This is a genomic window from Clostridium malenominatum (assembly GCF_039521365.1).
GTDB classification, from domain to species: domain Bacteria; phylum Bacillota; class Clostridia; order Clostridiales; family Clostridiaceae; genus Clostridium_AW; species Clostridium_AW malenominatum.
In genome coordinates this window covers 1,389,609-1,415,019 of the sequence record NZ_BAAACF010000001.1, presented here as the reverse complement: position 1 = coordinate 1,415,019, position 25,411 = coordinate 1,389,609, and the positions used below count along the sequence as shown (strand labels likewise).

Annotated in this window: 26 protein-coding genes; 8 read left to right on the top strand and 18 right to left on the bottom strand. The window is 32.0% G+C overall.

Annotated features, from left to right (window positions below):
• Positions 1-138: 138 nt before the first annotated feature.
• Positions 139-828 carry a YjjG family noncanonical pyrimidine nucleotidase gene (locus ABDZ69_RS07150; RefSeq protein ID WP_343768188.1) on the top strand — a complete coding sequence of 230 codons (690 nt, stop codon included), beginning with the start codon at positions 139-141 and terminating at the stop codon, positions 826-828.
• 47 nt (positions 829-875) lie between these two features.
• The gene (locus ABDZ69_RS07145) at positions 876-1,130 is read left to right on the top strand and encodes a GIY-YIG nuclease family protein (RefSeq protein WP_343768186.1); all 255 of its coding nucleotides are present in this window, start codon (positions 876-878) and stop codon (positions 1,128-1,130) included.
• A 54-nt stretch (positions 1,131-1,184) separates the two neighbouring features.
• Here ABDZ69_RS07145 and ABDZ69_RS07140 read toward each other — a convergent pair whose 3' ends face one another.
• The 4 genes from ABDZ69_RS07140 to htpG all read right to left on the bottom strand — a co-directional run bounded on the left by ABDZ69_RS07140 (position 1,185) and on the right by htpG (position 4,811).
• The gene (locus ABDZ69_RS07140) at positions 1,185-1,502 is read right to left on the bottom strand and encodes a TIGR04104 family putative zinc finger protein (protein WP_343768184.1); all 318 of its coding nucleotides are present in this window, start codon (positions 1,500-1,502) and stop codon (positions 1,185-1,187) included.
• An 84-nt stretch (positions 1,503-1,586) separates the two neighbouring features.
• Entirely contained in the window at positions 1,587-1,892 is a 306-nt protein-coding gene (locus ABDZ69_RS07135) for an ROK family protein (protein WP_343768182.1), read from the bottom strand.
• Between the two features lie 15 nt (positions 1,893-1,907).
• On the bottom strand, positions 1,908-2,780 hold the full coding sequence (locus ABDZ69_RS07130; RefSeq protein ID WP_343768180.1) for an AraC family transcriptional regulator: 873 nt from the start codon (positions 2,778-2,780) through the stop codon (positions 1,908-1,910).
• Positions 2,781-2,930: 150 nt separating this feature from the next.
• Complete coding sequence (gene htpG / locus ABDZ69_RS07125) at positions 2,931-4,811, bottom strand: molecular chaperone HtpG (RefSeq protein WP_343768178.1); 1,881 nt, start codon at positions 4,809-4,811, stop codon at positions 2,931-2,933.
• Between the two features lie 220 nt (positions 4,812-5,031).
• Between htpG and ABDZ69_RS07120 the strand changes: the two genes are divergently transcribed.
• The gene (locus ABDZ69_RS07120) at positions 5,032-5,796 is read left to right on the top strand and encodes a helix-turn-helix transcriptional regulator (protein WP_343768175.1); all 765 of its coding nucleotides are present in this window, start codon (positions 5,032-5,034) and stop codon (positions 5,794-5,796) included.
• A gap of 30 nt (positions 5,797-5,826) precedes the next feature.
• On the top strand, positions 5,827-6,525 hold the full coding sequence (locus ABDZ69_RS07115; RefSeq protein WP_343768173.1) for a transglutaminase-like domain-containing protein: 699 nt from the start codon (positions 5,827-5,829) through the stop codon (positions 6,523-6,525).
• A 152-nt stretch (positions 6,526-6,677) separates the two neighbouring features.
• On the opposite strand, the gene nadE is transcribed toward ABDZ69_RS07115, so the two are convergent.
• From nadE to ABDZ69_RS07090, 5 genes are read right to left on the bottom strand one after another with little or no spacing between them, the layout of a single operon-like run.
• Positions 6,678-7,412, bottom strand: a complete 735-nt coding sequence (nadE, locus tag ABDZ69_RS07110) for an NAD(+) synthase (RefSeq protein ID WP_343768170.1) — start codon at positions 7,410-7,412, stop codon at positions 6,678-6,680.
• Between the two features lie 59 nt (positions 7,413-7,471).
• Entirely contained in the window at positions 7,472-8,941 is a 1,470-nt protein-coding gene (locus ABDZ69_RS07105) for a nicotinate phosphoribosyltransferase (protein ID WP_343768168.1), read from the bottom strand.
• 2 nt (positions 8,942-8,943) lie between these two features.
• Positions 8,944-9,492: a cysteine hydrolase family protein gene (locus tag ABDZ69_RS07100; protein ID WP_343768166.1), complete on the bottom strand. Its 549-nt coding sequence runs from the start codon at positions 9,490-9,492 to the stop codon at positions 8,944-8,946.
• A 13-nt stretch (positions 9,493-9,505) separates the two neighbouring features.
• Positions 9,506-10,303, bottom strand: coding sequence for a ribose-phosphate pyrophosphokinase (locus tag ABDZ69_RS07095; RefSeq protein WP_343768164.1), 798 nt, complete (start codon positions 10,301-10,303; stop codon positions 9,506-9,508).
• Positions 10,304-10,321: 18 nt separating this feature from the next.
• On the bottom strand, positions 10,322-11,212 hold the full coding sequence (locus ABDZ69_RS07090; RefSeq protein ID WP_343768162.1) for an NUDIX hydrolase: 891 nt from the start codon (positions 11,210-11,212) through the stop codon (positions 10,322-10,324).
• A gap of 264 nt (positions 11,213-11,476) precedes the next feature.
• Between ABDZ69_RS07090 and ABDZ69_RS07085 the strand changes: the two genes are divergently transcribed.
• Positions 11,477-12,802 (top strand): acetyl-CoA hydrolase/transferase family protein, encoded by a 1,326-nt coding sequence (locus ABDZ69_RS07085; protein ID WP_343768160.1) that lies wholly within the window; start codon positions 11,477-11,479, stop codon positions 12,800-12,802.
• A 48-nt stretch (positions 12,803-12,850) separates the two neighbouring features.
• Here the strand turns inward: ABDZ69_RS07085 and ABDZ69_RS07080 are convergent, their stop codons facing one another.
• From ABDZ69_RS07080 to ABDZ69_RS07060, 5 genes are all read right to left on the bottom strand, one after another.
• Positions 12,851-13,891: a LacI family DNA-binding transcriptional regulator gene (locus ABDZ69_RS07080; RefSeq protein WP_343768158.1), complete on the bottom strand. Its 1,041-nt coding sequence runs from the start codon at positions 13,889-13,891 to the stop codon at positions 12,851-12,853.
• Between the two features lie 54 nt (positions 13,892-13,945).
• The gene (locus ABDZ69_RS07075; RefSeq protein ID WP_343768156.1) at positions 13,946-14,779 is read right to left on the bottom strand and encodes a carbohydrate ABC transporter permease; all 834 of its coding nucleotides are present in this window, start codon (positions 14,777-14,779) and stop codon (positions 13,946-13,948) included.
• Positions 14,779-15,621: a carbohydrate ABC transporter permease gene (locus ABDZ69_RS07070; protein WP_343768153.1), complete on the bottom strand. Its 843-nt coding sequence runs from the start codon at positions 15,619-15,621 to the stop codon at positions 14,779-14,781. Before ABDZ69_RS07070 ends, ABDZ69_RS07075 begins: the two co-directional genes overlap by 1 nt.
• 89 nt (positions 15,622-15,710) lie before the next feature.
• The gene (locus ABDZ69_RS07065) at positions 15,711-17,060 is read right to left on the bottom strand and encodes an ABC transporter substrate-binding protein (protein WP_343768151.1); all 1,350 of its coding nucleotides are present in this window, start codon (positions 17,058-17,060) and stop codon (positions 15,711-15,713) included.
• A gap of 205 nt (positions 17,061-17,265) precedes the next feature.
• Positions 17,266-18,711, bottom strand: a complete 1,446-nt coding sequence (locus ABDZ69_RS07060; protein WP_343768149.1) for a DEAD/DEAH box helicase — start codon at positions 18,709-18,711, stop codon at positions 17,266-17,268.
• Between the two features lie 330 nt (positions 18,712-19,041).
• Here ABDZ69_RS07060 and ABDZ69_RS07055 point away from each other — a divergent pair, with 330 nt between their 5' ends.
• Together ABDZ69_RS07055 and ABDZ69_RS07050 are read left to right on the top strand one after the other, a co-directional pair.
• Entirely contained in the window at positions 19,042-20,418 is a 1,377-nt protein-coding gene (locus ABDZ69_RS07055; protein ID WP_343768146.1) for a sodium-dependent transporter, read from the top strand.
• Positions 20,419-20,470: 52 nt separating this feature from the next.
• Positions 20,471-20,614, top strand: coding sequence for a polynucleotide phosphorylase (locus ABDZ69_RS07050; RefSeq protein WP_343768144.1), 144 nt, complete (start codon positions 20,471-20,473; stop codon positions 20,612-20,614).
• A gap of 39 nt (positions 20,615-20,653) precedes the next feature.
• On the opposite strand, the gene ABDZ69_RS07045 is transcribed toward ABDZ69_RS07050, so the two are convergent.
• The 4 genes from ABDZ69_RS07045 to ABDZ69_RS07030 form a co-directional block, all read right to left on the bottom strand.
• Positions 20,654-22,906, bottom strand: coding sequence for a M56 family metallopeptidase (locus ABDZ69_RS07045; RefSeq protein WP_343768142.1), 2,253 nt, complete (start codon positions 22,904-22,906; stop codon positions 20,654-20,656).
• Position 22,907: 1 nt separating this feature from the next.
• Positions 22,908-23,288, bottom strand: a complete 381-nt coding sequence (locus tag ABDZ69_RS07040; RefSeq protein WP_343768140.1) for a BlaI/MecI/CopY family transcriptional regulator — start codon at positions 23,286-23,288, stop codon at positions 22,908-22,910.
• A gap of 138 nt (positions 23,289-23,426) precedes the next feature.
• Positions 23,427-24,362, bottom strand: a complete 936-nt coding sequence (gene trxB, locus ABDZ69_RS07035) for a thioredoxin-disulfide reductase (protein ID WP_343768138.1) — start codon at positions 24,360-24,362, stop codon at positions 23,427-23,429.
• 23 nt (positions 24,363-24,385) lie between these two features.
• Positions 24,386-24,616, bottom strand: a complete 231-nt coding sequence (locus tag ABDZ69_RS07030) for a glutaredoxin domain-containing protein (RefSeq protein WP_343768135.1) — start codon at positions 24,614-24,616, stop codon at positions 24,386-24,388.
• Positions 24,617-24,802: 186 nt separating this feature from the next.
• Between ABDZ69_RS07030 and ABDZ69_RS07025 the strand changes: the two genes are divergently transcribed.
• Positions 24,803-25,381, top strand: a complete 579-nt coding sequence (locus ABDZ69_RS07025; protein ID WP_343768133.1) for a TetR/AcrR family transcriptional regulator — start codon at positions 24,803-24,805, stop codon at positions 25,379-25,381.
• Positions 25,382-25,411 lie beyond the last annotated feature (30 nt).

Below are 25,411 nucleotides of genomic sequence, written 5' to 3'. Positions count from 1 at the left end.
CCTCAACATGACATATGTCATGTTCAAATTCATATTAATATTGTAATTTATTTATAAAGGATTGTAAAGTTTAAGACTTTTTTATAAAAATATTTATATGTTATAATTAGAAAAATTAACTATATTAGGAGGATTAATATGAAGTACGAAATTATAATATTCGATGCAGATGAAACTTTATTTGATTTTAAAAAATCTGAACGAGAAGCTTTTAAAAATACTATGCTCCAATTTAATATTGAATATGATGAAAATCATCATTTGAAAATATACAAGGATATAAATACGGCTATATGGCAAGAGTTCGAGGATGGGCTTATTACTCAGAAAGAATTAAAAGTTGAAAGATTTAAAAGATTATCAGATAAATTAAATGCTGGATTTGACGAGGTTGAATTTTCAAAAACATATATGAAGCATTTATCTTATGGATCTTTTTTATATGATGATACTGTAGACCTTGTAGAAAATCTCCATAAAGATTATAAACTTTCTATAATTACTAATGGTCTTACAGACGTTCAAGAAAATAGAATTAGAAAATCTACTATAGCAAAATACTTTGAGGATATAGTGATATCTGAGGAGGTTGAGGTATCAAAGCCAGATCCTAAAATATTTGAACTAGCTTTAAAAAATATAAAGCATACTGATAAGAGTAAAGTATTGATGGTAGGCGATAGTTTAACCTCTGATATACAAGGCGGGATAAATTTTGGTATAGATACATGCTGGTTTAATCCTAACAAAATTGTAAATAAAATCGGAATAAAACCTACTTATGAGATTTTTAATTTATTAGAACTTAATGATATACTTAAAAAATAGCTATAAATTAATATAGCTTCAATGCTATAATAATTTTGGTGATTAATATGTGTTATATATATATACTAAAGTGTTCAGATGGTACTTTGTATACTGGATGGACTAAGGATTTGAATAAAAGAATAGAGACCCACTCTAAGGGCAAAGGAGCTAAGTATACTCGCTGTCGACTGCCTGTAGAGCTTGTTTACTTCGAGGAGTTTGAGGACAAGATATCTGCCCAGAAGAGAGAATACGAAATTAAGCAATTTAGAAGAGATGAAAAGCTTATGTTGATTAAAGATTTTTACATTAAAAAATAGCCACCTAATACTTTTTTTATTCTTAGGTGACTATTACAGATATATTTCACTACTCTATTCTTTTATATGGTGTCTTGCAAAAAATGGTGTCAAACATCCTAGCAAAACAAACCAAAATAGATAAATCAATAACTGGCGACCTAGAGAAATTCTAAGTACAGTTTGTGCATTTCTGGAAAACATAAATCCTTTAATAGCTGTTGGAGCTATTATACCTAAGAAAATAAATATTTTTGTGGAAATATTAATGCAATGCTCAGTATTGCATTTAGGACATTTAAGAGGTGAATAAGTCCAACTAACCCATATTGGTCTTATAACCTCTTTCCAAGTAAATTGATTAGAACATTTCTTACATTTTTGTATTAACATTCACCTTCACCACCTTATCCTTATACTTCACTTATTCCTAAAGCCTAAGCACCCAATATGCCAGAGTTACTACCTAGGCTTGGTTCAACTATATAATTGTCCATGTCTTCTAATTCTTCTGCCACTATATATCCAGGATTCATGATCATCCCGTATTTCAATGCCTTTTAATTTAGTTCTTCCCTCAATAGCAGTGCCTGAAGCTAAACCTTCTAAACAAGTTTCATGAAAATGGCAATTTCCTTCATACTTATCATCCATGTTCTTTCTAACTAAAACGTGTCCCATCTCAGGATGAAGCATACCGTTATGGATTTCTTTATCTATAGTATGGATGATTTTCAATATTATTACAAGTAAAATTCCATCAAAAGAGTTTAAGCTGGTCAAGGTGATTTAAAGTCACTACTTTTTTGAAATCGGTATCCATATCTCGCTTTTAAAAGTTGGTGAAGTCACATCTTTATTCTCGTTCCACAAGATTTCTGGTCCTTCCGCTTGTTCATAATTTGAGGACGGAAACCATTCGGAATATATACGTCCCCATATATTTTGTAGCGTACTTGGGAATGGTCCAACAGATTCAAATACAGCCCAAGTTGATGCACAAACTTCAAGTTTTGTAAAATCCTTTGGGCACTCATTAGTTGTTGCTACACCTATATAGTGATCAAGCTCCCCTTTTTCTTCCATTCGCCCCTCTGAAAAATTTACAGACGCGCTTATTAGTTCTAATGGTTCTATATTAGATTGTTCTTTAAGTTTATTAATAGTTTCAACGGTTAAGCTTTGCCACATCGAGGCAATTTCTGGATTAACTCCGTTGAAAATTATAGGTACCCTTTTTTTAATGCCAATTATGCGAAAGGCTTCTTTTTCTTCAATTCTATAATTCATTTCATTTCCTCCTTTAATAGATAATTGAAAGGTCATACGAGGATAAGCTTTTAGCGATTGACCATTATTTCTAGCTTCAGACGGTGTTATACCATGCAAACTTTGAAAAGCTCTAGTAAAAGAATCTGGAGAGCTATATCCGTATTTAATTGCAATATCAATTATTCTTATGTTACTATTATGAATCTCAAATGCTGCTAGTGTAAGACGCCTACGACGGATGTATTCCGACAATGTAACACCTGCAAGGAAAGAAAACATTCTCTTAAAATGATATTCAGAGCAAAAAGCCCTCTTTGCTATTTCTTTAAAGTCAATATTATCGTTAAGATTCTCTTCGATATAATCTAATGCTCCATTCATATTTTTAAGCAAATCCATTTATATGACCTCCTCTCATAAATAGAATATCAGAAACTGAACTTATCTATCCGACTTTTCATGCACAACTTTGTAGGGTTAACTTAAGCTTTTCTATAGAAGCATAAAAGGTGCATACTAAAAGTTGCACCTTCTATGCTTCTATATTAATTAAATCATTAATTTACAAATATTATTAGTAAATTCTACTGGATCGTCAATTGGCAATCCTTCTATAAGAAGAGCTTGATTATAAAGTACATTAGTATATAATGCTAACTTTTCTTCATCTTTTTCATAAGCTTCTTTTAAAGCTTTAAAGATATTATGATTTATGTTTATCTCTAAAACTTTGTCTGCTTTAATGTTTTCATTATTTGGCATGGAGCTAAGAACTTTTTCCATTTCTATTGATATGTCTCCATCATTAGTTAAACATACTGGATGAGATTTTAATCTCTTTGAAGTTCTTACATCCTTAATCTTGTCTGATAATATGGTTTTCATCTTTTCAAACAATTCCTTATTGGCTGCATCTTCATTTTCTGTCTTGTTCTCATTTTCTTTGTCTTCAATTCCTAGATCTCCACTAGATACAGACCTGAACTCCTTTTCTTTATATGACATTATCATCTTAATTGCAAACTCATCAATATCTTCAGTTAAATAAAGAATTTCATAACCCTTTTCTTCTACCATTTCTGTTTGTGGTAACTTGGCTATTCTTTCAACAGAATCCCCTGTAGCATAATAAATATATTTTTGTTCCTCTGTCATTCTTGAAATATATTCATCTAATGTAATCAGTTTTTTCTCTTTAGAGGAATAGAACATTAATAAGTCTTGTAATGTATCTTTGTCACTTCCAAAATCGCTATACACTCCATACTTTAGCTGTCTACCAAAAGACTTGTAAAACTCTTCATACTTATTTCTTTCATTTTTTAGTAATGATAGTAATTCACTTTTTATTTTGTTTTTAATGTTCTTTGCAATTAACTTAAGCTGTCTATCATGTTGTAGCATTTCTCTTGAAATATTTAAAGATAAATCCTGTGAATCAACTAATCCCTTTACAAAACTAAAATAATCTGGAAGTAAATCGGAGCATTTATTCATAATTAGTACTCCATTTGAATATAACTCCAAGCCTTTTTCGTATTCTTTCGTATAATAGTCAAAAGGTATTCTCTCTGGTATAAATAATATTGCGTTGTACATTACAGCGCCGTCTGTGCTTATATGGATGTGTTTTACAGGTTTATCAAATCCATAATGCTTTTCGAAGTAAAAATTATCATAATCTTCTTTAGTTAATTCACTTTTATTCTTTGTCCAAATTGGTACCATGCTATTGATTGTTTGCTCTTCTACATGGTCTTCATACTCATTGTCACTTCCTTCTTTAAGTTTTCTTTCTGTAATATCCATTTTTATTGGATATCTTATAAAATCAGAATATTTCTTTATTAAGTTTCTCAATTTATATTCTTCTAAATAATCCTGATAATTTTCATCTTCACTATTTTCCTTTATCTTTAATATAATTTCTGTTCCAACAGTTTCTTTTTCACATACCTCTATGGTATATCCATCTGCACCTTTTGATTCCCATTTATAGGCTTCATCGCTTCCAAGTGCTTTAGTAATAACAGTAACTTTTTCAGCTATCATAAAAGCAGAGTAAAAACCCACTCCAAACTGACCAATTATATCATATCCATCTTTTATTTCATTTTCTTTTTTAAATGCTAAAGATCCGCTCTTTGCAATAGTTCCTAAATTTTCTTCTAATTCTTCCCTTGTCATACCTATGCCAGTATCGATAATTTTTAACTCGCCCTTATCTTTATCTGAAACTACCTTAATATAGTAATTTTCCTTATGAAATTTCAAATTTTCATCAGTTAATGTTTTGTAGTAAATTTTATCAATAGCATCACTGGCATTAGATATAAGCTCTCTTAAAAATATTTCTTTGTGCGTATAGATTGAGTTAACCATTAAGTCCAAAAGTCTCTTAGACTCTGCTTTAAATTCTCTCTTTTCCATATGTATATCTCCCTTCGTATAAAAACTATATAACTAATTTGTTAGCACTTAACATCATTGAGTGCTAACCTATAATTTTTATATATCATATTTCTCTTTTTATGTCAATATTTTGTTATTAAAAAAATATCATTTCTTTCCGTTGCATGAAAAACACCCCATTTTTTTGAAATTATGCTATACTTCTAATGATGGATTCTTTGAAGGAGGCGGAACAATAATGATGAACCTATATGGAGCACATGATCACGTACTGATCTTAAGCGATATAATAAATGCTGATTTTCATAAGCACTCATTTTTACAGATATCAATTTCCCTGGAATCCTCTTTTGAGATAGAAGTTTTGGGGAAACATTTTAACTGTAAAGGTATTGCCATTGATTCCAACACCAGTCACCGCTTTGATGGTCATAAAAATAAATTGCTCTTTCTTCTGATTGATAATACCTCTACCTTGGCAAAGCCATTTAAAGAGCTTTTTTGCGGTCATCATATTTATACTTTCTCAAATGAGATGGTAGACAAAATCTCAAAGTTTGTACTGAATAACTATGAGAGTATTATTGACAATGCTAGCTATATTAAATTTCTAACTGAACTTCTTCGATTATTGAACGTTGAATATATTTACTCAGAGCCTGTAGATCAGCGGGTCATTGAGGTTATTGATCTGCTAAAAAATTGTCATGCTTCCGAGCATTCCGTAAATATATTAGCAAATCAAGTAAGCTTATCCAAAAGCAGGCTGTCCCATCTGTTTAAAGAGAATACCGGCATAACATTAAGCGGATATCTTGTTCTTCATAAATTACAAAATGCAATTTATTTAATCTTTAATGGCATGAACATAACAAAGGCCGCATTAACAGCGGGGTTCGACAGTCCTTCTCATCTTGCTGTCACAAGTAAGCGCTTATTAGGAATGTCCGCAAGAGAGATAAACAAAGACAGCGTTTTTTTGAAAGTATCTCCTTATAAATAATTGTATGATTATTGTAGGAGGTGCTTATTGATGACGAATTACTTAATTGAAACCCCACTACTGAATTATAAGAATCAAATCATACAGAAATTAATTTCAGATAACCACTGGGATACTTTAGATAGAACTGAACAGGTTCTTTCTATTTATAATTTTGTTCGAGATTCTATCCTTTTTGGATACAACAGGGCAGATAATATTTCAGCTTCGCAAGTTTTAAAAGATGGCTACGGACAGTGTAATACAAAGGGAGTTCTATTTATGGCATTATTAAGAGCCCTTGGAATCCCCTGCCGAATTCACGGATTTACCATTGATAAGAAACTTCAAAAAGGAGCAATAAGGGGACTATATTATCACTTGTCTCCAAAAGAAATTTTACACAGCTGGATCGAAGTGTACTATGATGGCAAGTGGCTTAATCTAGAGGGGTTCATCCTTGATGTTCCCTATTTGACTAAGCTTCAGCAAAAGTTTAGCCAGTGTAGCGGTTCTTTTTGTGGCTATGGAGTTGCAACAGAGGACTTCAAAAATCCCTCTATATATTGGAATAAAAACGATACCTATATTCAAAAAGAGGGTATTGTAAGGGACTTTGGAGTTTATGAAAGCCCAGACGAATTTTTCAAAGAACACCGTCAAGACTTGGGCAGAATCAAAGAAGTCATTTATAAATACGCAGTAAGGCACTTGATGAACAGGAATATACGCAAGATTCGCCAATTGTAGATATTACCGAAAATTGTATAACGAAAGCGACATCGAATCAAGCAATGACTCGATGCCGCTTATTGTACATACCTACTTGATAATTTTCACTTCTTTTACAAGGGCAATTCTAAAAAGTAGTAGCCTCTAGCTACGAGTCAACTTCTGGTCTGTTATGCCAGCTCATACTTTAGTGGCAAAGTTCCCTTGTGTTTATTATATTCATGTTTCAACTTAATTTTTTCATCTATCTCCTTATCCCCACAACTTCCATTTTCTATATACTCATTAATTTGTTTATAGGACAAACCTAATTTCTCCTCATCAGATTTTCCACTTAACCCATCGCTTGGAGTTTTATGAACCAATTCATAAGGTAATCCTAGATAGTCTCCCACTGCCATAACCTCTTCAGTAGTAAGGTCTCCTATAGGATTAAAATCGTAAGCATTATCCCCCCATTTTGTTGTATATCCTACAAAGCCCTCTGACTTGTTTCCCGTACCACATACCCTATAGTTCATGTTAGCTCCAAGTGAATACAAGGTAGTCATTCGAAGTCTCGGAGGAATATTGATTTTAGCATCAATAGATAAACTCTCCTCCTGAATAGCGTCCAATAGTCCATTGTACGCTTTTTCTATATTAACTATTTTATAATTAATTCCTAGAATATCTACAACCTTTAAACTATCGTCTATATCCTTCTGCTCACCATTTGGCATTAAAACGCCAAAGACTCTTTCTTTTCCTAAAGCTTCAACTAATAACTTGGCTGCTACCGAACTATCCTTACCACCGCTAATTCCAATAATAGCACCCTTAGCATTTGGTTGGGCTTTAAAATATTCTCTAATCCAATTTATAATATTTTTACATACCATGTCTCTATTGAAATCTTTTCTCACCTTTCTATACCTCCACTCAAAATTGAAAAATAATTTCTTATACTATCCTTAAATATTAATTAGAAGCTACGGTGCAGCCTATTTCTTATTTCCCATAATGAATAATCTTTTATCAATTTACCATCCTTAAATACAATCTCTAGCAGATTGTCCTTACATTCTGCTTGCTCCTTTAAAGTTAATTCATCTTTATATAAAATATCTTCTCCCTCTCTATATACATAACACATTCCCTTTTGTGACTTTTTAAAGTTATCTTTATCCGTTTTAGGAGCCTTGAAGATAAACTTTTCTTCACCATCTATTATTGCATGAGTAGCCTTTAAAGCAAATCCAAAAGTATCTCTAGTATTGTATTGATAGGTGTATGAACCTATGCCAAACACACAATTATTTACTGCAAAACCCTTTTCCTCTAACCCTCTACAAATCTGCTCGCATCTTTCCACAGTTATACTGTCTCCGTAGATTGTCCCTATTTTACTATTTAGAACCTTATATCCTTTTGAATTGATTTCCCCACCAAATATCTCCCATAGTAACTCAACGGTTCCCTTATATTCCTCACTATCTTTTGCTGCATCCTTATCCCCACAAATTATTTTTACTGGGTCTCCACTGTCCCCTCTAATAACAATTTTTCCATCTCTATTTATAATATCTTCTTTCAGCCTTGGAAGTATATCTGTTATAACATTCCAATAATCATAGGTGTCAGATACTATGCTCAAAACTCCCCTTGGAAATACTTCAGTGATTAACCTCTTATAGGCTGCAAACTCATCTTCTCCGTAGCTACACATTACACTGTGTTCTGTAGAAGGTGTTCCTAATCCAACTACTTCCTCTTCTATATTGCAATTATAATATTCCTCTATATAACTAATGGCAGGTATTGTTGCCGTTCCTATAAATGAAAGCAGGTGTGCTGCACCACTAAGTTCTGCACTTTCCACAGAGCTAAAACCTCTCATGCTAAAATCTCCACAAGCTTTTTTAATATCACCCTTTTCTACAGTAAGATTAAAATACTTTTCTATTATTTCTCTGTACCTATATGCAATAGTGGCACTTGTCATAGGTTGCCATATATTACAGCTCATAAAAGTTTCTAAATAATTCACCAGCCAGGCAAAATCCACCTGTGTATTGGTAATTTCAATCATTGGCGTTTTAATGTTTACTCTTGAGCCTTCTGCTACAGATTTAATTTGTATTGGTAAATATCCTAAGTCGTGCAAAGCTTCAATATGCTTTGTATCCGCTGCCATATTTCCCATAGTTTTAGAAATAATTCTTTCATACTCAGAAACCACAGTCTCCTTATCCTTTTGAAAGAAATTTTCATTAAAGTACTGAATTAAATACTTCTTTATAAAAGGTTGTAGTCCAAACATAACAACTTTATCCATATCATCTTTTCGGGACATCCTGGGAGTCCAATAGCTTACTAATTTAGTCATTCCCGGTGCATAGCACATATGATGAATTGTTTTATAAAAATCCGTTAATAACAATGGGTTTATCATAATCAGTTCCCCCTATTAATTACCTTTCCCTGTAAGCCTTCAATTACATCTAATGCTTTTTCATGCAAAGAATCATCAAAACTAGCACAAAGGCTTGCATCCACTATGATGTCAGCTTCTCTATATTGGGACTGAAACAATACCACGTTGCTAATTACGCATATATTGGTAACAACTCCAACTAACTCAATTTCATTAATGTCTTCTCCTATTTCATTAGATATTTGAAGCATATCCTCTGGAGATATGCCAAATCCCTTTTTTTCATAATGCATTGTATTCTTTAAATTTGAAAAGTCACTTAGCTTTCCATATAGCTTATGGCCATCGCTACCTTTGATACAATGTGCCACAGGTAAGTTTTTACCTTCTCTGGTTTGTAAATATTCTTCATAATGAGTGTCATAGGTGAACAATACCTTGTCACCATTTTCTAGATATTTGTTAACCTTGTTATATATACTTTCCTCTAAAGTTACAGCTTTTTCAAATCCCAATGTTCCATCTACAAAGTCCTTTTGATAATCAATAACTACTAATAGTTTTTTCATAATAAATACCCCCTTAAATTTCATACACCTTAATTTTTTCATGATTTTTGCTTAGAATACTATTGGTTGTATATATCCCCGTTATTAAATCACAGGTTAGAAGCTCACCTTGAAAAATTGTATTTTCACAATGGGTAACTACTAGATATATTTCCGTTGCCCCCATTTCCTTTAGCTTAGAAGCTGTAAGCATAAAAGTGCCACCCTTTGAACATAAATCATCTACTATAATTGCCTTAAAACTTTTACTTTTCATATCCCCATTTATCTCTAATTTCTTAATAAAGCCTGTTTTAAAGTCTCGTTCTTTGCTTGCAGTTAAAATCTTTTCATAGTCTATTTCTTTCCCATATCTCTTTGCCGCACCTGCATCCGGATAAACTAAATATATTCCTTCTTTTCCATTGTTTAATTCTTTCAAGAGACTCTCTGCTAACATTTTAGACATATTAACTATCTTAACTCTATCTAATAATGCAATGGACACCTCTGAATGCGGCTCATAAATGGTTACACTTTCGAAGTTTAAACTATTAATTAGCTTACAGAAATACTTTAATGTAAAAATAGTTATCCCTTCAGTCCTATCCATTCTGCCATACGGCATATATGGAATTATTAAGTTACATTTTATCCTTAATTCATCTAAATGGCTTTTCAAAAATATTAAATGAGTTATATCTTCATCATTCTCAAAATAAACTCTGATTTCATTTTCATCACTTTTTAACTTTAAATTTTCGCTATGAATCAGAGATTCACCATTAGGAAATTTCTTAATCTCAACTCTCTCATTATTAAAATAAATCATTATATCCCCTCTTTATTTTTAAAAATTATGCTCCCAATTTTCATTAAATTTAAATACCTTAGCTGGTCTAAAGGGTTTACCCTCTATTTTTTCATCGGTTTCTATAATCATTTCTCCCATTTTTCTTCTGAAGTTTAAAATTTCTCTTCCCATTATTGCTTCATAAACATTCTGTAGTTCCTTTACAGTAAATACTCTTGGCAAAAGGTTAAATGCAATTGGTGTATACTCTACTTTATTTCTTAATCTATCTATTCCATAATCTAATATCTTATAGTGATCAAAAGCCAATTCCTCTGTAGAGTTATTTAATAACCTATAAGCTGTCTCCTTCCTCCTAAAAATGTCTCTTCCGATTTTCTCTGTTACTTCATAATTCATTATTATTCTTTCATCAATGGATTTAAGAGATAGCAGATGTTTGTTTTCTATATATTGCTCATACTTTTCTGAACTAATAAGAGTTTTATCTATCCAAAACCATCCACTTTTCTTTTGCAAATCTACTTCACCTAATCTTATGCTACTCTTTTCCACTAAAGCAATATTTCCTACACTAATAACCCTTGTTCTTTTATCTCTATGAACATCTCCAAAAGTATAGAGCTGCTCTGTATAAATGTTGTCTATCCCTGTCTTCTCCTTAAGTTTCCTCTTAGCACCATCCTCTAAGCTTTCTTCAATATCAACAAACCCACCTGGAAGCGCCCATTTATCTATATAAGGATAGTCATCTCTTTTAATTAAAATAACCTGCATCCCTCTTTTTGGTACCTTACGTAGATTATCTTCTTCCATATCAGCAGTTGTAAATATTATAATGTCATTTGTAACACTCGGTCTTTTATAATCATTCTCGTCATAACTTTTTAGGAATTCTTCTTCCTTATCTATAAAATGTTTATCCAAAATTATTTTCCACCTCAACTTAGTTTCAATTAGATAATATCAAATTGATATTATGTATTCATAATACAATCTATTCCACTATGTGTCAATAAGTGTTTTTTTAATTTATTTTTGTAATTGCTCGATACAAATTAAAATTTGTTATACGTAACAATATGTTACTCTAGTGTACCATTTTACAAAGTTCCTATTGGGAAATTTCTTTGGCATTCTTTTTGCTTTTAATTTTCTATGGTAAACATAAAGTTTTGGAGGGTAATTAATATGAATTATAAAGAAATTTATAAAAGTAAAATTAGAACATTACAAGGAGCCTTAGAACTTATAAAATCTAATGATTTTATATTTACTGCTCAAGCGGCCAGTGAACCCATCACCCTATTACATAACCTTCACATCATTAGAGAAAAAGGAATTCGTGGCTGTGACCTTACCAACTGTTTTCCTGTAGAAAATTATGAATTTATAAAAAATCCTTTGTATAAAGACACAATTTGTGTAAATGGTTGGTTTTACACTGCTCCTCTTAGAAAATCACATTGTAATGGAAATGTAAGTTTAGTACCTCAACATGCTCACAGCGCATTGAAAAAAAGAATTTTTGCTTCAGAAAGAAGAAGACTTGTTCTCCTTTGCACCTGTTCTCCAATGGATAAACATGGATTTTTAACCCTCAGCCTCTCCTCGGTTTATGAAAGAGAACTTATTGATATGGGTGCTCTAGTGATTGCTGAAGTAAATTCAAATTTCCCTAGGACCTTTGGCGACACTACGGTGCATATAAGTGAAATATCCGCTTTGGTGGAAACAAACTATGCTGTTCCTTCAATACCTCCTGCCTCCTATACAGAAGTAGATAAAAAAATCGGTGAATACATTGCCGATTTAGTTGAAAATGGCTCAACACTTCAACTGGGTATAGGAAAAACTCCTAATGCTGTTGCTAATGAGCTTAAAAATAAAAAGTATTTAGGTATCCATACAGAAATGTTTACTGACAGCATGGCAGATTTAATAGAGTGTGGAGCAATAGATAATTCAATGAAATCCTTATATAAAGGTAAATCCATTGGCTGTTTTGCCTTCGGCTCAGAAAGATTATATAAATTTATAGATGACAATCCTTCATTTATATTTAAACCAGCTTCCTGGGCAAATAGCCCTTATGTCATAGGGCAGAATAGCAAAATGGTATCAATAAATACTTCTCTTGAAGTAGACCTTACTGGACAATGTGCTTCAGAATCCATAGGAGCCATGCAATATTCATGTACTGGTGGTCAAGCTGATACGGCCATAGGCGCTCAAATGTCTAAAGGTGGTAAATCCATAATTGCCCTTCACTCTACTATAGAAATAACTGATAATGACGGTAATAAGAAACTTATATCTAAAATATCTCCTCTATTAAAAGAAGGAACCGTTATTTCACTATCAAGAAATGATGTAGATTACGTGGTTACTGAATATGGAGTAGCATGGCTTAGGGGACGCTCGGTAAAAGAAAGAGTTGAAAGACTTATAAACATAGCCCATCCTAGTTTTAGAGATGAATTGAGGTATGATGCAAAAGAACATATGATATGGTAAAGACAAATAGCCACTGAAGACTTTGTTATTCTCAGATGGCTATTTATTTTACTTTCTTCTTAAAATAGGTCCCGTGGATTGTCCTATGATTAATTCACCTTGAAAGGTCTTATGTTGTGCTGATGTTTTCCCACTTATAGCATCAAATAGAATTTTAATAGTTTCCTCCGCCATTTCTTCTACGGGCTGCCTTATTGTAGTAATTGACGGATTATAATAATGAGCGATGTCCAATCCATCAAATCCAGCTACGGAATAATCCTCTGGTATTCTTTGACCCACATCAAAAATTGCCCTACATGCACCTATAACAAGAGTGTCGCTTATTGCATAGATTGCTGTAAAATTTTCTCCTGATTCCAGTAGCTCTCTAGTAACAACATAACCGTTTTGTATAGAATAACTTTCAAGTTCATCTTTCATAAAGCGTATTAGATTTTTTTTAATCTGAATTCCATTATCTCGTAAAGCACTCATATATCCATTAAGTCTTAAACTGCCTATACTTTCATCGTCCAAAGGTGCTGTAATAATGGCGATTTTACTATGTCCAAGCTTACATAAATAATCAACTATTTTGTAGCTTTCTTTAAAGTCATCTACAGAAACAGAGGAGCAAATAGTCCTATCAAGTTTTTGTGTAGTTCCAATAGTGCTTAGAACAAAGGGCACCTTTAACTGAGCTAATTTTTCATTTGAGTGAGAAAAATGTCCTCCTAGGAACACAATTCCTTTTAATTTTTTTTCTTTTATTAATTGAATAGCAACATCAATTTCGTTTTCTCTATTATCTACATGCTGTAAAATAAAGGAATACTTCTTCTCCTTAATTTTTCTTTCAAAGGTTTTAATCATATTACTGAAAAAAGGATTTGTAATACCTTTAATCAATACCGCAATGGTATTGGAATCCGTTCTCTTTAAATTTCTTGCACTATTGTTAGGAATATAATTATTTTCGGAAATAACCTGCATAATCATTGCCTTTGTTTCTTCATTAATATCAGGATGATTATTTATTGCTCTAGATACAGTACTTATACCCACACCACACAATGCTGCAATATCTTTTATTGTTATTGTTTCCATAGTCACTCATCCTTTTCATTGTATAATATTAAACATTTTACAACTGCCTTGATTTTATCCCTTCACTGCTCCAGATACAACACCTTTAATGATGTATTTTTGACATGTAAAATAGAAAACTACAATAGGAATAATAGCAAGTACTAGCATTGCCATCATAGCTCCCATATCTATCGAACCATACCCTCCCCTTAAATATTGGATAGCAATTGGAATTGTTTTATATTCGCTACCAATAAGTAGGTAGGGCAACAAATAGTCATTCCAAATCCACATAGTATTTAGTATTGCAACTGTTATTATTATTGGTTTTAATACAGGAAATACTATCATAAAATATGTCTGAATTGGATTACATCCATCAATTAAAGCAGCTTCCTCGATTTCAATTGGAATAGACTTTACAAAGCCAGCAAACATAAATACTGACAATCCTGAACCAAAACCTAAATATATTATAATAATACCTAATGGATTATCTAAATGCATAACATTGGCTACTTTAGTAGTAGTAAACATAACCATTTGGAAAGGTACAATCATTGAAAACACAAATAAATAATACAAAGCTTTGGTAAACTTAGTCTTTACTCTTGTAATATACCACCCTGTCATAGATGTAAATAAAACAATCACTGTAACAGAGGACACAGTAATAAATAATGACCATTGAAGGGCTTTTAAAAAACCTGTCTTGGTTAAACCGTTTATATAATTATTAAGCCCAACGAAGGTTGTACTACTAGGCAGCAAGAATGGAGTATCACTAATAAAAAATTTGCCTTTAAAAGAATTCATAAGAACTATTAAAATAGGTACCAAAAATAAAATGGCTAAGATTAATAGCACCATGAAGATTAAATTATCTTTTATCTTTGAATCTCTCATTAGTGTTCTACCTCCTTACTTTTAGTTAAAATAAGTTGTGCAAATGCTATAATAGTTACTAAAACAAAGAATATAACCGCCTTAGCTTGCCCTACACCTTCCCAGCCTACTCTACCATAGAAGGTATTGTAAATATCCAATGCCAGCATAGCCGTTTTTTTAGATGGTGCGCCTGCTGTCAAAGCTAGGTTTTGGTCAAATAATTTAAAGGAATTAGATGTGGTTAAAAATAAACATATGGTAACAGCTGGCATAATCATTGGAATTGTAACACTTCTAAGCACTCTAAACGGACCAGCGCCATCTATTTTGGCTGCTTCAATTAAATCTTCAGGTACATTTTGAATTCCTGCTATATAGATAATCATCATATACCCTATTAATTGCCAATTCATTAGAAGTACTAATCCCCAGAAACCGTAACTAGGGTCGTAGGTCAAGGTTACACCAAATTTATATAAAACACCGTTAATAATTAACTGCCATATATAACCTAATACAATACCGCCTATTAAGTTAGGCATAAAAAATACTGACCTAAATACGTTTGAACCTCTTTTACCTCTGGTTAACAATAATGCCAATATAAAAGCAACTACATTTATTGATATAACAGATGCCACAGTAAACTTTGTAGTAAACCAAAGGGCGTTTAAAAACTCTTTATTTTCAAGAGCCTTAGCATAGTTACTGAAACCTACCCATTTGGCATCTACAACTGTTGTAAATTTTGTAAAAGATAGATACATTCCCATAACAAAAGGTATTAAAAATGCTATAGAAAATGCTATTAAGGTTGGAAGGGCAAAAATAGGGAAATATTTTTTTAATCTCTTTTCCACACTATCTTCTCCTAATTATAATTTTACAATGGTGAACTAAGTTACTATCCAAAGCTCACCATTGTATTTTTAATTTTCTGTTATATTAATTATTTTGCTTTCTCAGATGCCCAAGAATCCTTAACTATTTTTTCAACATCTTCCCACTTCTTGTTTTCTTGAGCGTATTCAAGTAATCCTTCACCAAAGTTATTTTTGAATTCTTCACTTGGGAATGCCGCAAATGTCCATGCCACTGCGTTTGTTCCCTTTTCCATCCAAGCCAAAACTTCCTTAGCTAATGGGTCTGCTGGCTTTTCATTGTCCTTAAATGTATTAAATGGAGCTATAAAACCTAGGTCATTAGTTACATACTTCTTACCTGTATCGCTTGTAAATAGCCATTCAATAAACGCAATAGATTCCTCCTGTTTTTCCTTTGAAACCTTGCTATTGATTGCAAAAAAGTTCTCAGTACCAACGCACAAGCCTTGCTTGTCTTCTCCAGGTACACCTGTGTAGATTGGCATGAATTTTATGTCTGATTCTTTTACAGTATTACCACTAACGCCTTTAATCTGTGACCAAGCCCAGTTACCGTTTTGAACCATAGCTACATTACCAAGTGCAAATTCAGCCATAGAATCATCAACGGATTTACTTCCTAAAAGCTTTCTGTCTGTATTAGAATTATTGATGTATAAATCGAAAATGTTCTTATAGTTACTTGAATATTTGAAGTCAATTTTATCTGATGCAAGACCAGCTAAAACTGTATTGTCATATTTAGTATTATCTTTGAATTCATAGTAGAAAGGAACATTCGCAAGGTGAGTTTGCCATCTCCACTGTTCACCTGCTTTTAATGATGTAGATGCAAATACACCCTTAATACCTAATTTATCTTTATGTTTAGTCATATCAGTAACTACTTTGCTTAATAAGTCAAAGCTATTGATTTCATTTGTTGAATTTATTGAAACAGCTTTATCACTTAAGGCAAAATATTTTTTCATAATGGCCTCATTATAAATAATGCCATATCCCTCTACAACATATGGAATACCATAAACCCCTTCGCCACTTTTTACTGCTAAGCTTTTATCTGTTAAATAGCTATAAAGCTTAGTATCCTTTAAATCCAAGCAGTAATCCTTCCACGCACTATATCCAACAGGCCCATTGATCTGGAAAATCGTTGGAGCATCGGATTTAGCTACTTCTGATTTTAAAGTTGTTTCATAAGTACCACTTGCTGCTGTTTCAACCTTTACTTTAACACCTGACTCTTTTTCATAATCTTTAGCAATTGCTTCGTATACTTGAGCAATTTCAGGTTTAAAATTTAAAAAATAAATTTCCTTAGTTTTAGAAGTTGATGCTTGCTTTTCAGCGCATCCAGCTAATAAAGTTGAGCCTATTGCTACACATAGAAATAAATTTAGTAGCCTTTTTTTCATATTAATCTTCTCCCCCTTATAATTTTTTATAGCCAGTGCCATTCCCCCATGATGATTTGGTACCGTTATCGGTATCGTTTCCAATACCTTACTTTGATGTTATCATAATTTCCATATATTTACAATGTGTTTTGTAAATTTTCCTCATTAATCCCATACATTATAAATAGCCACCTGAGAGCATTATTCTCTAGTGGCTATTTCTTTATTTCCTTGCTTTTTCTGCTTTTAAAACTTTACCTTTTATGGTAACAGATTTTAAGCCTTCTAATACAACTTTTCCTTTTCCTTCTAATATATCTATGTAGGAAATGTTGTCTTGTATGTCTATTATTCCAATGTTATCAGCGGTGATTCCTGGAATGCTTGTAATGCCCCCTACAATATCTCCTGGTCTTATCTTTTTTTTCTTACCGGCATTTATATATATTTTCATAATATCCTTATTTAACTCTTTGCTTTTATCCTTTTTTAATTTTGGTTTAGCTTTTATCTTTTCTAAAAAGGCTTCTCTGGCACTTTCAATCTCCTGCTCCCTTGGCTCCTCCCCTTTAGGTATGGAAAATCCTATGTATTCTTCTATATCTTTTAGAAATTTATCTTCATGGGGTGTTACAAAGGTTATAGCTTTACCCTTTTTACCTGCACGGGCTGTTCTCCCTGTTCTATGAACATAACTTTGCTTTTCCATGGGCAGGTCATAATTGATTATGTGGGTTACTTCTTCTACGTCAATGCCTCTAGCTGCTACATCGGTAGCAACCAAATATATAAACTCTCCCCTTTTAAATCTTTTCATCCCCTCTAGTCTTTCTTCCTGCATCATTCCACCATGGATTTTACCACAAGGATAATCTTTATTTTTAAGTCCATTGTACACATTGTCGACGTTCTCCTTGGTTCTACAAAATACAATGCAACTATCTGGATTTTCAATGATTATTATTTTATTTAAAACCTTATCTTTGTACCTATCCTGAACTTCATAAAGTATATGTTCTATATTTCCCTCTGTAACTTCCTCAGGGGTAACCTCTATTGTCATAGGGTTTTTCATATATTCTTTGCATAGCTTTTCTAATTCTTCTGGTATTGTTGCAGAAAATAACATGGTCACTCTATTTTTAGGAAGCTTATTGATAATTGACTCTACCTGGTCAATAAATCCCATGTTAAGCATTTCGTCCCCTTCGTCAATAACAAAATAGTTTATCTCATCTAATAATAAAGTACCCCTTTCAATATGATCTAAAGTTCTTCCTGGAGTTCCTACTACTACATGAGTCCTTTGTTTTAATTCCCTTGCTTGAGTTGCAAAAGGCTGCTTTCCAAAAACCGCTGCGGCTCTTATTTTTTTAAGCCTTCCAATATTAGATATATCTTCTTTTACCTGAATACATAGTTCCCTAGTTGGAGTAAGTACCAGCACTTGAGGGTTACCCTTTTCCACTTCCACCTTTTCACATATAGGAATACCAAAGGAGGCTGTTTTACCACTTCCTGTTTTCGATTTAACTATTATGTCTCTTCCCCTTAACGCTTCTGGGACAACTTTCCTTTGTACCTTTGTAGGTTCTTCATAACCTAATTTAGCTAAAGCTTCTGATATTTCTTCGCTTATATTGAAATCTTTAAAATTTAATTCTTTCATTTAACAAAAACCTCGTATTCTTTTTTTATTTATTGCATATATATATATTATTATTCTATTTTACCATAGTATTCACATTTATAAAGTTTTTAGAATAAAGCATAATTTTACCACTGAAAATTCCTTTCTTAGATATAGTTCCTTCTTTAAAGGTAATCTCCATATATAAATTTACATAAATTACAGACTATTCTGTACAATTACTACAATTAATTTTTTTAATATTAATTATTGCAAGATATATTGATTTGTAGTTTATTGTATGATAAATTATTCATAATTTATTATTTTATAAATTATTGTTTCTATTATATGGAGGTGATTTACAGTATGAAAGACAAAAAACTTACCCGTGAAAGTTTTTCTGGTTCAATTGCAGTATTCTTTGCTACCCTAGGTTCAGCTGTAGGTTTAGGGAATATTTGGAAATTCCCTTATGTAGTTGGGCAAAACGGTGGAGGCGCATTCTTATTAGTTTATCTTATCTGTATTGCATTTATTGGAATCCCTGTTATGGTAAGCGAATTCTATATAGGTAGAAAAACTAATAAAAATGTTATGGGTGCCATACAAGAGTTAACACCTAATCATTTTTGGAAAAGCATAGGTATTTCTGGCTTACTTGCTGCTTACTTTATTATGTTCTTCTATTCCTGTGTTGCTGGCTGGGTTTACTCTTATATTTTTAAGACCATAAGAGGAGACTTTGCAAATGTAACTGCTGATTCTGCAAATGCACTGTTCGGTAAAACAGTGGTTGAACCCTTACCTCCATTAGCATGGCAGTTCATTGCTATTGCAGTGGTTTCTTTAATTCTTATTAAAGGTGTTGAAAAAGGTATTGAGAGGGTTACTAAAACTCTTATTCCGCTTTTATTTGTATTAATAGTGGTATGCGGCATTAGAGCATTAACTCTCCCCGGAGCTATGGAAGGACTAAAATTCTTATTTAGAGTTGATTTTTCTAAGATTAAACCTGGAATAATTTTGTCCGCAATGGGACTAGCTTTTTTTAAACTTTCTTTAGGTATGGGAACTATGGTTACCTACAGTAGTTATTTCACTGAAGATACTAATTTAATTACCACTTCCGCTAAAGTTTCCGTTGCCGATACAATTGTATCCTTACTTGCGGGAATTGCTATATTCCCTACAGTATTTTCCTTTGGCATGGAGCCACAATCTGGCCCTGGATTATTATTTATGACTATACCACTAGTATTTTCAAAATTACCTTTTGGCTATTTCCTTTTAATAATCTTCTTTTTCCTCACAGCAATTGCAGCTACTACAGCCATGATATCCATAGTAGAAGTTCCTGTTGCTTATTTTACAGAGGAAAAAGGTTTTAAAAGAAGTACTGCCGTAATAATTAATGCTATTATAATATTATCAATTGGCTCTCTAGCAACGTTTTCCGCTGACAAAGGAAGTATTTTAGGTAATATACAAGTATTCTTTGGCAGAGGTTTCTTTGATACTTTTGACTTTATATCATCAAATATACTATTGCCTGTAGGAGGACTTTTAATAGCAATATTTGTAGGTTACTTTATTAATAAGGAAAATGTAGTTAATGAACTTAGTAATAATGGCACCATTAAAAATGAAGGAATTATCAAAGCGTATTTCTTAATACTCAAGTTTGTAACTCCTATTTTACTAATAATAGTATTTTTGAGTTCTTTAAATATTATAAAATTTTAATAATGTATTTTTATAAAGCCTCATGGAAATAATTAAGTATGAGGTGATAAATATGAATAGTAACAATACAAATTCTAACAACAAGCTTGAATTTGCTAATTTACAAGAACAACAAGAAAAAAGAATTAGAGAAGTAGAAAAAGAATTTAATACTGAATTTGGAACAGATTTTTATTTAATGGCTATGAAAAAGTAATAAAAATTGCGATGCAAAGTTGCATCGCAATTTTTTACATTAGGTTAAAGTCACAATTTCTCCGTTGTTTTCTTTAATCTTAATACCCTCCATTTTATTGTCCTTAAGGTATTTTATAAGATTACTTCTCATTATCCTAAACAAATCTTCATCATTACCGTAATGATTCATTATTGCCTTAGCTATGTCACTTCGCGGCTTACAGAAATCCTCTATGGATCTTTTGAAATAAGTACCATCCATTGCTTCAACATATTTTTTAAAAGTATATGTGCCGTCATTATTTTTAGTATATATAATTGCTGCTGGAACCACTCCCGCACCATCCTGAGAAAGGGTTTTATCATAGAGCTTGAATCCATTATAGTAAACCGTTGTAAATATCTTTAGTTGATTTCCATCCTCATAGGTCCCAAAAATATGTGGAGCTACAATAGTTACAGTATTCTCATGTGTAATATTACCTTTTCCTGCTGAATACTTTTCTAATGCTGCTAAATAAACCATTTGCTCAATTTTATCAGATGTTTCATATTTAAATGGAGGTAATTTTGAAGCAGTATATGGCGAAAGCTTTTCATACCACTCATCTGGTGAACTGTATGAACCCTCTTTAACGTTGTTTCTATCCCCCAATAAATCAATACAAAGAGACATCATAATATGTGCCTTAATACCTTTCACCTCTTTACTTTCAAATACAGTAAGCATATATTGTAAGGCTTCCTCTCCCATCTTAAGTATGTTGTGATACTCATTATGGTGAGCCTCAATATAATCCTGAGGATTTGAGGATGATTTTGGCGATGACATAATTACTTTTAAGTTTTTTTCAACTTTATCCTTCACATCATGCTTTAAATTATCTATAGGTACTTTTACATCATTCCAGTTCTGTTTATAAATCATAGGGATAAATTCATTTTTAAAACTTTGCAAAGAAGTGGCATATTCTCTTATATCTTTATTAAATACTTCATTGAAAAGTTTTCTATTAAAAGGGAATCTATAAATTCCACTACCATCATTAAAAGCAAAAGTGATTTCATCAACATTATCAATAAGGCAAAACATTATAGCTGCATTTTTCATCATTTTATCCGTTACTGCAAGAACACCATTTTGCGACAATTCACCAGGCTTAATTAAATAGTTTATAGTTGCTCCATAAGGTTTAGAATCAGTTTGTAATTCAAATCCCTTCTTATATTCTCCATAATATAGTTTATCTGTTAGATTTCCTACCTTGCTTGCATCTCCAACGTATAAGGTCTTATGCTCATAGATCTTTCCGTAATCCAACCCATTAGCTACATTAAAAGCTTTTCCTACTGGATTTGTAAGACAAATTGATGTAATTATAATTGCAACAATAGCTGCAATAGTACTCCAAAATACCTTTGGCTTTTTAAAATATGCAATATACTTAATCCTTTTACTTATATCCTTTTCACCATTTTGCATGGATGTGGTGCACAATAGGAATTTGTTTTTTCTTAGGGCAGTTTTTAAAAGAACCTCTGCATATTCCTTTCTATTATTATAAATTTCGAGTACCCTGTAATCGCATAATATTTCCATATCCCTTCTGAATTGAAAAAAACTAAACCACATTATTGGATTATACCAATAAATACAAAGTAGTAAAATGCTAATTACATTCCATAGAATATCTTTATGCTTATAGTGCATAAGCTCGTGGGTAAATACACTCTTTAACTCTTTATTAGTGTATCCTTCTGGCAAAATAATTTCTGGATTGAATAAGCCTTTTAAAAGTGGTGTTTCTCCACCCATTCTAACTTTAATTATATGATTTATGCCTAATTCCCTTTTACATTCCTCCAGTACTGAAGAAATACCCCCTCCTTCTAATACTATAAGCTTTCTTGTTTTTCTATGATATATGAAATAGGTACCTGTGATGTATATAAACATGATTATTGATCCTGCAATCCATATAGTAACAGCATTTTGCACCAAGGCGTTACTTAGAATAAATTCTTTATCCTTTTCACCTACCACTATGTCTCCCGTAATATAAGATCTAGTCTCTGATCCAATGCTTTCTAATGCTCTCTCAGAAACTTCTACATTTTTAATCTGAGGTACAGCATTAAAAATACTCATATTGCTTTCAGGTAATACCGGTACCAAAAGTCTTAAAGCCACTATAATCCAAAGGGAAAACTGCCACTTAGGGGAGATTTTATTTTTAAGCAATGCTTTTATCGACAAGATAATAAGCGATGTTATGGAAGTAGTTATGGTTACATTTATAATGCTTTCCATATCAAATCTCTCCTCCGTCCATGCTTTCTATTATTTTTTTAAGCTCCTCCACTTCCTTTCTTGAAAGCTCCTCTTGCCTTGCAAGAGTTGAAACCATCATAGATATAGAGCCATCAAAAACTCGTGTAAGAAAACTCTTGGTTTCTTCTACTTTACACTCTTTTTCTGGAGCAACGGGAAAATACTTAAAGTTAGATGTAGAGGTTTTATCCGCATCTATGATTCCCTTTTCCATAAGCCTGGTCACCAAAGTTCTTATAGTAGTATAGCTCCATTTTGTATCTTTTAGTTTATCAGCAATTTGCTTTAAAGTTAAATTAGGTTCATCCCATAAACACACCATGACTTTCCACTCTGATTCACTAATATTATATTTACTCATCTAAATATCCTCCGATTACATTTGTAGTTTCTATTACATTCTCAGTTTACATCTGTAGTCATGATTTGTCAATACAAAAACTTTTTAATAAAATAATCGTACCCTAAAGGTGCTCTCCTCACCCATAGGGTACGATTATTATCTATTCTTTTCCACAACATATTTTTCTGCAGCTAATGCCGCTATGGTTCCATCCGAAACCGCTGTTGTTATTTGCCTAAACTCTTTATCTCTTACATCCCCTGCTGCGTAGACTCCTTTTATGTTAGTTTGCATATTATCATCGGTGATAATATATCCGTAAGGTGTAAGCTTTAAATCCTCTTTAAATAATTTTGTCTTTGGCTCAGTACCAATATACCCAAAAATTCCGCTTAGCTCTATCTCTCTTTCTTCACCAGTTTTCGTATTTTTTATTAATGCTTTATTTACAAAGTCATCACCATCAACATCAACTAAATCCCAATTATACATAACTTCAATTTTAGAGTTATTTAAAACCTCATCTAGTGTGGCTTTTTCACCTTTGAAATAATCGTATCTTCTAATCATTATAACTTTGGAAGCAAATCTCGTTAAAAATAATGCTTCTTCTAAAGCAGCATTTCCTCCACCTACAATTCCCACTACTTTTCCTTCATACATTGCGCCATCACATATGGCACAATAATGAATTCCCTTACTTAAAAATCTTTCTTCCTTTGGAATGGGAAGTTTCTTTGGTGTTGCTCCTGTAGAAATTATAATTGCCTTAGGTCTATATATAAACTTCTTTGTCTCAATTAACTTTTCATCATTATTTAACTTAACGCTAATAATTTTACTAAATCCCTCAATTTTAACTCCTAACTCTTTAGCCTGCTCCACCATTGAATCTGCTAAATCATTACCTGCTACTACTTTAAACCCAGGGTAGTTTTCTATAGTGTAACTATTCCTAACTTGGCCCCCTATTAATTGATTTTCAAGTAAAACCATATTCAATTTTGCTCTTGCAGCATATATACTAGCAGTAAGGCCAGCTGGCCCTCCACCTATTATTATTAAATCTAAATCTTTTACTTCTTTATTCAATTATTGTCTCTCCTCATACTAAGCTATAATCCTAATACTCTATCTATCCTATCTTGATCAAAACCAATAATTATTTCTCCATCAATATCAACTACAGGTACGCCCATTTGACCTGATTTATTAATCATTTCAGTGGTAGCCTTGTCATCTTTAGAAACATCATGTTCAATATAAGTTATATTATTTGATTTTAAATAATCCTTTACAACTTTACACCAAGGACAGGTAGGTGTTGTATAAACTATAACTTCCATGTACTTCTCCTCCTACATTAGTTATTTTTTAATATAATCTGATAAAGTTATCTAACATTTAATAATATTTGCAATAACCTATAAAAGTATTCAATCTTTACTTTCCATAGCATTAAATCCCACTGAAGTTGTTGATTATGATATAATATGTAATAACTACATATTTATACTATAGAGGTGATAGCAATGAGAGAACTTAAAAGTGTTGAGGAAAAAATTCTAGATAAAGCTCTATATCTAATTGGTAAAAATGGCTCCTTCAATGTACCCATAAGAGCCATAGCTAAGGAAGCAGATGTAAATGTAAGTGCAATAAACTATTATTTTCGTACCAAAGATGAGATGCTACTTCATATAAAGGAATTTTATATAGAAAACACAATTTCAGCCTATTCCATATTAGATTGCGATGAATTTAGTGATGAAGAAAAAATTATTTTATTGGCAAACGAAATAATGGAATATACATTAAAATACCCAGGAATCTTCACCATTTTAAAAGAAGCTATGGCTAAAAAAGAAATTGATGCAATTGATGCTAAAATAGTTGAAATAACTGATGCCATGAATGATAAGATGGATAGAATTCTATCAAAAGTTTTTAAAAATAATAACGCCACATATCAATATAACAGAATGATTTTTTTATCTTCAATTCTGCATCCAATTAGCAACATGGATACAATTAATTTTGATTCAAACATGGTAAATGATAAGAAACAAAGATTAGACTATATCTCCTATATAGTAAATAGATTAAAATAAAATAGAGCAAAGGCAATTTCTATAAATTAA